Source organism: Nonomuraea cavernae, assembly GCF_014646355.1.
Lineage (GTDB): Bacteria > Actinomycetota > Actinomycetes > Streptosporangiales > Streptosporangiaceae > Nonomuraea > Nonomuraea cavernae.
Genome location: NZ_BMNH01000001.1, coordinates 326,622 through 338,605, shown reverse-complemented (window position 1 = coordinate 338,605; position 11,984 = coordinate 326,622). Strand labels below are relative to the sequence as shown.

10 protein-coding genes are annotated in these 11,984 nt (G+C 71.0%); 1 reads left to right on the top strand and 9 read right to left on the bottom strand.

Features of this window, described 5'->3' with window-relative positions; genetic code table 11:
• Positions 1 to 150: 150 nt before the first annotated feature.
• The 5 genes from IEY82_RS01570 to IEY82_RS01550 all read right to left on the bottom strand — a co-directional run bounded on the left by IEY82_RS01570 (position 151) and on the right by IEY82_RS01550 (position 5,693).
• Positions 151 to 1,809: a CotH kinase family protein gene (locus IEY82_RS01570; protein WP_189122109.1), complete on the bottom strand. Its 1,659-nt coding sequence runs from the start codon at positions 1,807 to 1,809 to the stop codon at positions 151 to 153.
• A gap of 4 nt (positions 1,810 to 1,813) precedes the next feature.
• Complete coding sequence (locus IEY82_RS01565; RefSeq protein ID WP_189122108.1) at positions 1,814 to 2,491, bottom strand: DUF4956 domain-containing protein; 678 nt, start codon at positions 2,489 to 2,491, stop codon at positions 1,814 to 1,816.
• Positions 2,492 to 2,496: 5 nt separating this feature from the next.
• Positions 2,497 to 3,396 (bottom strand): polyphosphate polymerase domain-containing protein, encoded by a 900-nt coding sequence (locus IEY82_RS01560; RefSeq protein WP_189122107.1) that lies wholly within the window; start codon positions 3,394 to 3,396, stop codon positions 2,497 to 2,499.
• 96 nt (positions 3,397 to 3,492) lie between these two features.
• Positions 3,493 to 4,959, bottom strand: coding sequence for a sensor histidine kinase (locus IEY82_RS01555; protein ID WP_189122106.1), 1,467 nt, complete (start codon positions 4,957 to 4,959; stop codon positions 3,493 to 3,495).
• Positions 4,947 to 5,693 (bottom strand): response regulator transcription factor, encoded by a 747-nt coding sequence (locus tag IEY82_RS01550; RefSeq protein WP_189122105.1) that lies wholly within the window; start codon positions 5,691 to 5,693, stop codon positions 4,947 to 4,949. Before IEY82_RS01550 ends, IEY82_RS01555 begins: the two co-directional genes overlap by 13 nt.
• Positions 5,694 to 5,779: 86 nt before the next feature.
• On the opposite strand from IEY82_RS01550, the gene IEY82_RS01545 reads away from it, so the two are divergent.
• The gene (locus IEY82_RS01545; RefSeq protein ID WP_308015908.1) at positions 5,780 to 6,958 is read left to right on the top strand and encodes an epoxide hydrolase family protein; all 1,179 of its coding nucleotides are present in this window, start codon (positions 5,780 to 5,782) and stop codon (positions 6,956 to 6,958) included.
• A 36-nt stretch (positions 6,959 to 6,994) separates the two neighbouring features.
• Here IEY82_RS01545 and IEY82_RS01540 read toward each other — a convergent pair whose 3' ends face one another.
• Genes IEY82_RS01540 through IEY82_RS01525 form a run of 4 tightly spaced genes read right to left on the bottom strand, consistent with a single transcriptional unit; the run spans position 6,995 to position 11,803 of the window.
• Positions 6,995 to 8,320 (bottom strand): sulfate adenylyltransferase subunit 1, encoded by a 1,326-nt coding sequence (locus IEY82_RS01540; protein WP_189122103.1) that lies wholly within the window; start codon positions 8,318 to 8,320, stop codon positions 6,995 to 6,997.
• The gene (gene cysD / locus IEY82_RS01535; RefSeq protein WP_189122102.1) at positions 8,321 to 9,229 is read right to left on the bottom strand and encodes a sulfate adenylyltransferase subunit CysD; all 909 of its coding nucleotides are present in this window, start codon (positions 9,227 to 9,229) and stop codon (positions 8,321 to 8,323) included.
• Between the two features lie 48 nt (positions 9,230 to 9,277).
• On the bottom strand, positions 9,278 to 10,606 hold the full coding sequence (locus tag IEY82_RS01530) for an MFS transporter (RefSeq protein WP_225261980.1): 1,329 nt from the start codon (positions 10,604 to 10,606) through the stop codon (positions 9,278 to 9,280).
• A 9-nt stretch (positions 10,607 to 10,615) separates the two neighbouring features.
• The gene (locus IEY82_RS01525) at positions 10,616 to 11,803 is read right to left on the bottom strand and encodes an FAD-binding protein (protein WP_308015906.1); all 1,188 of its coding nucleotides are present in this window, start codon (positions 11,801 to 11,803) and stop codon (positions 10,616 to 10,618) included.
• Positions 11,804 to 11,984: the final 181 nt, after the last annotated feature.

The window sequence follows — 11,984 nt, the reverse complement described above, 5'->3', positions numbered from 1 at the left end:
CGGCCTTCGCGTTCCTCGGCCTTCGCGTTCCTCGGCCTTCGCGTTCCTCGGCCTTCGCGTTCCTCGGCCTTCGCGTTCCTCGGCCTTCGCGTTCCCCGGCCCGCTTCGTGTTCTGGGCTCCGTGCCCGCAGGCGCGGGTGACGGGTGACCCTAGGAGCCGGTGATCGTCTTGTCGGCTCCCAGGGCCTTGGCACGGGTCTGGAGGGTGGTGCGCAGGGCGGTGGCCTCCTTCGTGGCGTTCGCGGTGTCGGCCCGCTCGTTCAACCCGTAGGAGTCGAGCACGCCGTCCAGCAGCTTCAGCGCCGTCCCGTTCTCCAGCAGCTTCGCGTACAGGTCCCGGTACTGCTCCTCGTACGACTGCTTGAAGGCCGGAGTCGCCAGGAACCTGTCCTTCAGCGCATGACCCATCCGCATGCCACCCGGCCGCTCCCCGCCGGGCTGCCGCTGGCCGGGCGTCTGCGCCGTGGGCTGTCGCTGTTGCCGGTCGGGCGTCCGCGTCGTGGACTGTTGCTGATCGGGCGTCTGGGTCGTGGGCTGCTGCCCGTCCGGTCGGCGCGCGCCGAACCCCATGCCGATCGTGTCGTGCGGCCCGGCCTCGGCGTCGCCGCTGAAGACCAGGTTGAGGTCCCAGCTGATCACCTGGAACTTCCGGGAGTCGAGGTCGTACCAGAGGTAGTAGTTACGCCCCGGGCCGGACATGTCGTCGAAGTTCAGCATCAGGTTCTGCAGGACGAGGTAGCGGGCGAACGACTCGACGTCCAGCCGGTCGGCGAGCCCGGCGGCGAACTCCTCGTCCGACGCCTGCTCCACCCACTTGACCAGGCCGATCACCGGCTGGAGATCCTGCTCGCCCTTCCGGTTGACCTGCTTGAAGTCCTCGGTGTACTCGGTCTGGTCCTCGCCCTTGTACGAGAAGTCGCTGGACGCCAGAGACTTGTAGAGCACGCCCGTGCCCAGCCGGGAGGCGTAGTCCTCGTCCAGATACTCCACCAGCAGCCGGGGCGCGGTGGTGCGGCCGTTGACCTCGAAGGCGCTGTAGGCGAACCGCTGCGTCGGCTCGCCGGCGGCGTCGACGAGCGAGATGGCGAGCGATTCGTTGAGCAGCGTCGTCGACCGCATCGCGCCGGGGCGGACGGCGATCTGCGAGTGGCCCTGGTAGCGGCGGCCCTCCACGAACTCGTCGAAGCTGATCAGCCACGGCAGCGTCTCGGGCTCCTCCGCCTTCAACGACCCGCCGGCCCCGCCGGGAAATCCGCCCCCTCCGGGCGGCTGATCCTGGCCCTGCGGCCGGCCGTTCCCCGGTGGCTGAAAGCCCTCAGGCGGTTGGAGGCCCTCCGGGAGGCCCTCCGGGGGTTGGCCGCCGTCGAGTCGCCGGCCGCCGCCGGGCATGCCGCGCTGGCGGGTCTGGCCGTTCCAGCTCAGCCCGCTCAACGTCGAGTTGCCCTTGAGGCGGATCCCGACGCTCGGGATGGTGGTCCCGTCGATGGTCAGGTCGGCTTCGACGTACTTCTTGTCGCCGTCCTTGAAGTACTCCTGGAGCATGTCCTGGTAGCTCTCGTCGCGGAAGGTCAGCTTCACCTCGTGGGGCACGGAGGTGTCGAAGAGCTCCTTGGCCCCGGTGACGTTCTGGGTGACGGTGTCGGCCGAGGCTGTCTGGACGCGGGTGACGTACGGGCGGATCGTCCCGGTTCCGAAGACTCCCGCGCAGACGGCGAGGAACGTCAGGCAGGCCGCCACGAGTTTCCAGTGCTGCCGGAGCCTGATCGGGACGCGGTGCCGCAGCCGGCGACGGTTGGTGGGCTGGTCCACGACGCTACAGGTCCGTCTGGTCGTATCCGGTCAGCACGGTGACCGATTGACCGCTGTTGCGCTCGCGCAGGGCGGAGATCAGGTCGGCGGGCTCACCACCCTTCTTGATCTTGACCGTGTACATCAGCTCGGTCAGCGCCCCGGCCCTGATCGACTCCATGCTGACCAGCTCGAACTCGTCGGTGTGCCGGACCAGTACGTCCTGGATCGCGGGGGTGTGGTCGCCGTCCGACGGCACCTGCACCTTGACCACCTGGCGCCGCACGTTGAGCGCGAACCAGTTGAACCGGTTCATGACCAGGATGATCAGCGAGATCGCCACGGCGGCGACCACGGCCAGCAGATAGAAGCGGGTGCCCACGGCCATGCCGATCGCCATCACCAGGAAGATGAACCCGACGTCCCTGGTCTCCTTGATGGCGTTGCGGAAGCGGACCACCGACAGCGCGCCGACCAGCGCGAAGGCGCGGGCGATGTTGGAGCCGACGACCAGCATGATCAGCGAGATGAGCATGCCCAGGACGACCAGCGTCTGCACGTACGACTGGCTGTAGGACACGTTGCGGTGCGTCGCCCGGTAGACCCAGCCGATCATGGCGCTGAGCACGAAGGACAGCGTCATCGCGATGGCGATGTCCGCCACGCTGAACGTGCCGGAAAGGTCCTGGAAGGTGAAGTCCATCGGGGTCAGGCCTCCGTCGAAGCGATCGACCGGTCGAAGCCGAGGTCGAGGTCATGGTCCGGAATGTGGAAGATCGACCGTGGCGCCCGTCCGTGGGCCTCCACGCTCTGGCAGTACTTGGACACCCGCACCACCTGCAGGTTCCGCTTGGCGGTCAGGTCGGTGAGCCAGTAGGGGACCCGCTCGTTCGCCTTGACCTCCATGATCGCCTTTCTGGGCGGGACGATGAACCGGTTCTGGGCGTCGGCGCCCAGGTGGAAGTCCCGGTCCCGGCCGCGGACGCGCTGGTCGAAGGTGACCCGCAACCCCACGTCGGCCTCCCGTCCCAGGTAGGCGTGGCGCTGGTAGCCGGTCATCGCGGTGGCGCGCAGGTCGAGCCGGCAGACCAGGTCGAGGACCTCCTCCAGGAAGCCGCGCGTGGAGGGGTCGTGCTCGACCAGCTCGCGCCCGTCGCACAGCCGCAGCGCGTCGTGGTACGGCAGGCGGACCCGTCGTTTCTGGGTGACCCGGTTGACCCGCTGCTTGATCTCGACGAAGACAGGGGTGTCGGGGCCCACCGCGAACCGGTCGCCGTAGTGCCGGATCCGCAGCTTCCTGCGGAACCTGAGGCCCTCGATCTTCTCCCAGTAGAACCGCAGCTGCCGGGTGTCGTAGTAGACGCTCCAGATGCCGTAGCCCTGGTCGCCGCTGTGCTTGTCGCGGTCGAGAACCTGCTCCAACTCCTCCCGGAGCTCGCCCACCAGGGCCGCGTCGACCAGGTACTTGATCTCGTAACGGTTGAAGGCGTGCAGCTTGCTCGGTGCGCGCAGCGCGTGCCCGAGCTCGCCGGTGGTGGCGGGGGAGGGCGCGCGCTGCCCGGCGGGCTCACCTGCGGGAGCGGCACGATTGCGGAGTCTTCGCAGCATGACTCTCCTTCCTTGACGGAAGGCATTTGACAGCAACAACCTGGGAATAATGTGTGAACGGCTCACAAATCGGTGCTCACCCGACGGTGTACGGGCTCAGCCCGCCGTCGGCCCGGCGACGGGCAGGATGACGCGGAACGCGGTGCCGCGGCCCGGCTCGCTGCGCGCCTCGACGCGGCCCTCGTGCGCCTCCACCAGGGCGGCCGCGATGGCCAGCCCCAGGCCGGTGCCACCACTCTCGCGAGAGCGGCCGGCCTCGGCCCGGTAGAACCGGTCGAACACGTGAGGCAGGTGCTCGGGCTCGATGCCCGGCCCGTCGTCCCGCACCTCGACGAACGCGGCCCGTCCGGCCGGGGCGATCAGCGTGCCGGCGGAGGTGACGCCCGGCTCCGGAGGTCCGGGCGCGGTGAGGTGCCCGACCGTCACCCGTACGGCCGTGCCCGGCGGCGTGTGGGCCAGGGCGTTGGCGACCAGGTTGGCGACGACCTGGTGGAGGCGGTGCTCGTCCCCCACCACGCGCACCGGGCCGTCGGCCGGCGCCAGCTCGATCTCCCGATCCGGCTCGGGGATCCGCGCGTCGTGCACCACGTCTCCGGCGATGACGCGCAGGTCCACGTCGCTCAGGTCGAGGGCGCGCTCCTGGTCGAGCCGGGCGAGCAGCATCAGATCGTCCACCAGCACGCCCATCCGCTCGGCCGCGCCCTCGACGCGCCCCAGGATGCGCGCCACCGCCGGGTCCCGCTCGCCCCGGCCGTGCCGGTACAGCTCGGCGAACCCGCGGATGGAGGTGAGCGGGGTGCGCAGCTCGTGTGAGGCGTCGGCCAGGAAGCGGCGCAACCGCAGCTCGGAGTCCTCCCGCCGGCGCAGCGCGTCACCCAGGCGTTCGAGCATGACGTTGAGCGCGTGACCCAGCCGGCCGGTCTCGGTCCGCGGGTCGCTGTCGGGCACCCGGCGATCGAGGTCGCCGGCGGCGATCGCGGTGGCGGTCTGCTCCATCCGGGTCAGCGGGCGCAGGCCCAGCCGTACCACGGCGAGCGCCACGACCCCGAGCAGGACCAGGATCAGCGCCCCCGTCGCCACCTCGATCAGCAGCAGTTGCCGGACGGTGCTCTGGGTGGCCTCCAGCGACATGGACACCGCCACCCGGTCGCCGTTCGGCGAGCGCACCACCAGCGTGCGCCAGTCGGCCGCCTCCGTCCGGGCGGGGACGGTGACGGGCCGCGCCGGCACCATGGCGATCGCCTCGGCGGGAATCGCGGGGCCATCGGCCGAACCGGGCGGCACATCGCGCAGGAGGGTTCCGGACGGATCGTAGAAGGCGACCCTGAACTGGGTGGGCAGCTCGACACTGCCTTCGCGGGGCCGCGGCGCGGGTGGCGGAGGCCGGCCCGCGCGGAAGGTGGCGGAGATCTCGTACAGCTGGGTGTCCACGCGCGAGATCAGCGACCGCTCCAGCAGCAGCACCCCGGCGCCGGCGAACACCGTCAGCGCGGCCGCCGACAGCCCCAGCAGGGCCGCCAGCAACCGGTGCCGCAACGGCCACGGCCTGCCTACCGTCGCCACCCGGCTCCCCCCTGACCGGGCCCCCGCAGGCAGTAGCCCACGCCGCGCAGCGTGTGGATCAGCGGCGGCCCCTCGACGTCGATCTTGCGGCGCAGATAGCTGATGTAGGACTCGACGATCCTGCTGTCGGCGTCGACGTCGTGGTCCCAGACCCGGTCGAGGATCTGCGCCTTGCTCACGACCCGGTCAGCGTTGATCATCAGGTAGCGCAGCAGGGCGAACTCCGTCGGCGACAGATGGATGCGCCGCCCCGCCCGCCGCACCGCGTGGGCCTCCTCGTCGAGCTCCAGATCGGCGTAGCGCAGCAGACCGTCGTCGCGGAACTCCTCCTGGGCGCCGGTGCGGCGCAGGATGGCCCGGATGCGCAGCACGACCTCCTCCAGGCTGAACGGCTTGGTGACGTAGTCGTCGCCTCCCGCGGTCAGCCCGGCGATCCGGTCGGCCACCGTGTCACGGGCGGTGAGGAACAACACCGGCGGCCCGCCGCCGTCCGGCCGCAGCCGCTGCGCCACCGCGAACCCGTCGAGATCGGGCAGCATCACGTCCAGCAGGACGAGGTCGGGCCGCTCCTCGGCCACGCTCTCCAGCGCCCGCCGCCCGGTCTCCGCGGTGCGCACCCCGAACCCGTTCAGCTCCAGGGCGTCGCGCAGCAGCTCGCGGATGCCCGGTTCGTCGTCGACCACGAGCACCAGCGGACTCTCGGCGGGCCTCGGCCACGGGAGGGAGTCGTTCATGGGAGTCGTTCTACCTGATGTCGCTTTGAATACGATGAGAGCTCTTCGCTGCCTGATCACGACAGGGAGGCGCCTCGTTGACCGCCGTGACGCCGTTCAGGGTCGAAGTGCCCGACGCCGACCTGGAAGACCTGCGCGCGCGGCTGCGTCGTACGCGATGGCCTGAGCCGGAGACGGTGACGGGCTGGGAGCAGGGGGTGCCGCTAGCCTACCTACGCGATCTGTGTGCTTACTGGGCCGACGGCTACTCCTGGCGCGCGGCGGAGGCCCGGCTCAACTCCTTCGCCCAGTTCCGCACCGAGCTCGACGGGCTCGGCGTCCACTTCCTGCACGTCCGCTCGCCGCACGAGGGGGCGTTGCCGCTCCTCATGACCCACGGCTGGCCCGGCTCGGTCCTGGAGTTCCTCGACGTGCTCGGGCCGCTGACCGATCCCACCGCGCACGGCGGTGCCGCCGCCGACGCGTTCCACGTGGTCTGCCCCTCGCTGCCGGGCTACGGCTTCAGCGACCGCCCGGCCGAGCCGGGCTGGGGCGTCGAGCGCATCGCCGACGCGTGGATCACGCTGATGTCCCGGCTCGGCTACCAGAGGTACGCCGCGCAGGGCCACGACTGGGGCACCAGTATCAGCACCCTCGTCGCCCAGCGCGACCCGCGCCACGTGACGGGCATCCACCTCGTCCCGCCGCTCGCGCCACCCGACCCCGCGACCTTCGACGACCTGACCGAAGGGGAGCGGGTCGCGCTCGCCGCGCTGGAACACGCCAAGGAGTGGGAGGACGGCTACTCCGTCCAGCAGGCGACCCGCCCGCAGACGATCGGCTACGGGCTGGTCGACTCTCCGGCGGCGCTGTGCGCGTGGCTCGTGGAGAAGTTCCGGTCGTGGTCCGACCGGGAGAGCGCGCTCGGCCGCGACGAGTCGCCGGACGACCCGGAGAGCGTGATCAGCCGCGACGAGCTGTTGGACAACGTCACCCTCTACTGGCTGACCGGCACCGGCGCGTCGGCCGCCCGCCTCTACTGGGAGAGCATCCGGCGGATCGGTGAGTGGATGACCGAGTCGACGGGCGAGACGGTCGACGTTCCCACGGGCTGCTCGGTCTTCCCCGGCGAGGTGCCCCGCCCGTCGCGGCGCTGGGCGGCCAGGCGGTACACCGACATCCGCTACTGGCACGAGCCCGCCAGGGGCGGCCACTTCGCCGCGCTGGAGCAGCCCGGGCTGTTCGTGGACGAGGTACGCGCCTGCTTCCGCGCCCTCGGCCGCTGAGCTGTGATCAGGCGGCCGATCGGCCTCGCTCCGGGATCAGCGGCCGGAGCGGGGGCCGGAGCGGGGGCCGATGATCATGCCGGCTCCGACGGTGCCGTTGGTCGCCTCGTCGATGAGGATGAACGCGCCGGTCAGCCGGTTGCGGCCGTAGTCGTCCACGAACAGCGGCCGGGTGACCCGCAGGCTGATCCGGCCCACCTCGTTGAGGTCCAGGACGTCGGCCTGCTCGTCGCGGTGCAGGGTGTTGACGTCGAGGCGGTAGCGCAGCTCCCCGACCACGGCCTTGGCGGTGTTGGTCGTGTGCTTGACGACCAGCTTCATCCGAGGCGAGAGCGGCCGGTCGGCCGTCAGCCAGCACACCATGGCCTCCAGATCCTGGGCGGTGTCCGGCCGGTTGTTCGGCCGGGCGATCATGTCGCCGCGCGAGATGTCGATGTCGTCGGCCAGCCGCAGCGTCACCGACATCGGCGGGAACGCCTCGGGCACCGGGCCGTCCGGGCCGTCGATGTGGGTGACCGTGGTGGTCAGCCCCGAGCCCAGGTGCACCACCTCGTCGCCCGGCCGCAGCACGCCGCCGGCGACCTGGCCGGCGTAGCCGCGATAGTCGTGCAGCCCGGGGTCGTCCGACTTGTGCGGGCGGATCACGTACTGGACGGGGAAGCGCACGTCGATCAGGTTGCGGTCGGACACGATGTGCACGTGCTCCAGGTGGTGCAGCAGCGACGGCCCGTCGTACCACGGCATGTTCACGCTGCGCTCGACCACGTTGTCGCCGTGCAGCGCGGAGATCGGCACGAAGGTCAGGTCGCCGATGTCCAGCCGGGTGGCGAACGCGGTGAACTCGTCCCTGATCCGTTCGTAGACGGCCTCGTCGTAGTCGACCAGGTCCATCTTGTTGACGGCGACGACCAGGTGCGGGACCCGGAGCAGCGTGGCCAGGAACGCGTGGCGGCGCGACTGCTCCAGCACGCCCTTGCGCGCGTCGACCAGGATGATCGCCAGATCGGCGCTGGAGGCGCCGGTGACCATGTTGCGGGTGTACTGGATGTGCCCCGGCGTGTCGGCGATGACGAACGAGCGGCGCGGGGTGGCGAAGTAGCGGTAGGCCACGTCGATGGTGATGCCCTGCTCACGCTCGGCCCGCAGCCCGTCGGTGAGCAACGCCAGGTCGGCGTACTCCTCACCGCGTTCGGCGCTGGTCCGCTCGACGGCCGCGAGCTGGTCCTCGAAGATCGACTTTGAGTCGTACAGCAGTCGGCCGATCAGCGTGGACTTGCCGTCGTCGACCGAGCCGGCAGTCGCCAGCCGCAGGATGCCCGCGCTCCTGGGGACGCTCTTGGAGATGTTCTCGGGGGTGTTCATCTAGAAGTAGCCCTCCTTCTTGCGGTCCTCCATCGCGGCCTCGCCGCGGTCGTCGGCGCGGGTCTGCCCGCGCTCGCTGACCCGGGTCAGCTGGATCTCCTCGATCACCTCGGCCAGGGTGGCGGCGCTCGACATGACCGCGCCGGTGCACGACGCGTCGCCGACCGTGCGGTAGCGGACCGTCGCCTCGAACGCGGGCTCGTCGTCGTCCCGGTGCGCGTACGGGTTGTCGTCCAGCAGCATCCCGTCCCGCTCGAACACGGTCCGGGGATGGGCGAAGTAGATCGACGGGATCTCCAGCCCGTCGCGGCGGATGTACTCCCAGACGTCCAGCTCGGTCCAGTTCGACAGCGGGAACACCCGCACGTGCTCGGCCGGGTGGATCCGGGTGTTGAACAGGTTCCACAGCTCGGGCCGCTGGTTCTTGGGATCCCACTGGCCGAACTCGTCCCGGAACGACACCACTCGTTCCTTGGCGCGGGCCTTCTCCTCGTCGCGTCGCGCGCCGCCGAACGCCGCGTCGAACCGGTGCGACTCGATCGCGTCCAGCAGCGTGGTCGTCTGCAGCCGGTTGCGGGAGGCCCGCCTGCCCGTCTCCTCGGCCACCCTGCCCTGGTCGATGCTCTCCTGGACCGACGCGACGACCAGCCGGACCCCCAGCTCGGCCACCCGGCGGTCGCGGAACGCGAGCACCTCGGGAAAGTTGTGCCCGGTGTCGACGTGCATGATCGGGCACGGGATCGGAGCGGGCCGGAAGGCCTTCTCCACCAGCCGCAGCAGCACGACGCTGTCCTTGCCGCCGGAGAACAGCAGGACCGGCCGTTCGAACTCGGCCACGATCTCCCGGATGATCTGGATCGATTCGGCCTCCAGGACCTCCAGCTGCGAAAGCAGATGGGTGGTGCGCATGGGGTGCTCCCATCGGTGGGCGACGGTCGGTCGGTTCAGGCGGTCGGTTCAGGCGGTCGCGCGGGACGCGTTCCGTGGGCGGATCACGTACGCGATGACGGAGGCGACGGCGGCGGCCAGCGCGATCAGCGTCAGCCCGACGGGCAGCCCGAAGGCGTCGGACAGCAGGCCGATGGCGGGCGGCGCGGCCAGGATGCCGCAGTAGCCGAGCGTCGCGGCGAGGGCGATCCCGCTGGGCCCGCCCGCCACACCGGCCTGGGCCATGGCGACGGGGAAGATGTTGGCCAGGCCGATCCCGGTCGCGACGATGCCGACGAACACCAGCGGCAGCGACTGGGTCATCGCGGCCAGCAGGGTTCCCGCGCACGCGATCAGGCCGCCGGCCACCACGACGAGGGTCGGCCCGAGCCGCTCCAGCAGCCTGACGCCGGACAGCCGCATGAACCCCATGGTGAGCTGGAGCGCGGCGTAGCCGGCCGCCGCGGCTCCGGGGCTGCCGGCCAGGTCCTCCCGGATGTGCAGCGGCATCCAGCCGTCCAGAGCGCCCTGGCTGAACGCGGCGCACAGGCCGATCAGCCCGAACACCACCACGGCCACCCCGATCCGGCGCCTGCCCGTGCCCGCCGGCACGGTCGTGTCCTTGGTCCGCTCCGCTTCCGGGCCACCCCCGTGACCGGCGCTCACGCCTTCGGGAGCGCCGGTCGCGGGGGCGCCGTCCTGGGTGCTCGCCGGACCGGCCTGACCGTCTTTCGCGTCCGCGCTCGGCAGCGGGTACGCCATCAGCATCCGCCCCAGGATCACGGTGGCGAGCAGCCCGGCCGGCACCATCAGCAGCATGTGCTGGGTCGGCGACAGGTACGGCGCGAGCAGTCCGCCGAGCGCCGCGCCGCCGAGGCTGCCGAAGCTGTTGGCCGCGTGGAAACCGGGCATGACAGGCCGGCCCAGGGCGGCGATCAGGTCGACCGCCACGCTGTTCACCGCCACGTCGATGCCGCCGTACGCGACGCCGAAGATGATCAGCACGAGCCCGAGCCCGACGGCGGAGTCGGTGAGGGTCGGAGGCACCACGCTGACGCAGAGCAGCGCGGCCGTCGCGATCGTGACCCGGCGGCTGCCGAAGCGCCGGCAGAGCGCGCCGGTCGCCAGCATGGTGAGCACCGCCGCGCCGGTCATGCAGAGCATCGCCAGGCCGAGCGGCCCAGGGGAGGCGCCGATCTGCTCCTTGATCGCGGGGATGCGGACCGCCCACCCGGCGAACAGGAAGCCGGCCAGGGCGAAGAACAGGGTGACCGCGACCCGTAACCGGACGAGCGCGGCGGGGGACAGTTCCCGGTCCGGGTGGTCGGACCCCGTCTGGAAACCCTTGATCAAGGACACGGGAGTCTCCTAACTCAGGTAGCGGTCCAGGAAGGAGTTGCCGAACTTGCCGGCCGGGTCCCAGACGCGTACCAGGTCGTGGAAGTCGGACGCCCGCTCGTAACGCGAGCGCAGGAGCGACGGGGGAGTGGTGAAGATCTTGGCCCAGTGCGGCCGGGCCCGGAACGGCGCGAGCCGCTCCTCGACCAGCGCGACCACCGGGAGGACGGCCTCGGTGTCGGCGATCCAGGTGAAGTGGATGCTCACCGAGTCCTCCTGGTAGAAGGGGCTCATCCACAGGTCGTCGGCGGCGACCGTGCGCACCTCGCAGATCTGCGACACCGGGCTGATCGACGTCCGGATCGCGTCGAGGGCGCGCAGCGCGGGCACCGCGTCGCGCCGGGCGACCATGTACTCGGAGTGCAGCTCGTCGCCGGCGCTGCTCGGTTCGAAGTCGGGCCGGAAGTGCGGCAGCCGCTCGTACCAACGGCCGGTGACGCCGAGCTGCTCGGTGCAGCTCGCCGCCGAGAACCCCGACACCGGGTGCAGCGGCCTCGTCGCGGGCGAGGCGGTGAACCACGGCTCCTTCACCACGAGCGACTCGGGCTCGTCGGCGCGTTCGATGATCCAGACCTGCGTCAACGCCGGCGAACGCCAGTCGGTGAAGAGGCACACGCTGTAGGCCGCGGTGACGAGCTCCTCGAAATGGTCGTCGAGCACGTCGAGCGGCAACCCCTCGTAGACCCGCTGCCGCATGTCGAACGACGGCACCAGGTCCAGCGTCAGGCTCACCACGATGCCGAGGGCGCCGAGGCCCACGACCATGCCGGGGAAGTGGGCCGCGTCGCGGCCCACCGTCACCAGGTCGCCGTCGGCGGTGACCAGCTCCAGCCGCGACACCGCGGTGGACAGGCAGCCGTTGCCCACGCCGGACCCGTGCGTCGCGGTCGCGCAGGCGCCCGCGACCGAGATGTGCGGCAACGAGCCGAGGTTCGGCAGCGCGAACCCCTTCTCGTCGAGGTGGCGGGCCAGCTCCGCGTAGCGCACGCCCGCGGCCACCCGTACGGTGCCGGCGGTCGAGTCCACGTCCATGGCCGGCGGCAGGCCCGCCAGGGACACCAGGTCTCCGGGGCCGTCGGCCAGCTCGTTGAACGAATGTCTGGTGCCCAGGGCGCGGATTTGGTCACCGCGCGCGACCAGCGCCTGTAACCCCGCCACGGACGTCGGACGATGCAGCCGCGCGCACGTGTAGCCGACGTTCCCCGCCCAGTTCGTCCCGGCCGGCTCCGCACCCGCGGTGCCGGCCCGGTTCGGGGTTCTCGGGCGAGGGGTTCTCGTGTGAGGGGTCTTCGGGCGAGAGATTTTCGGGCGAGAGATTTTCGGGCGAACGGGTTCGGCC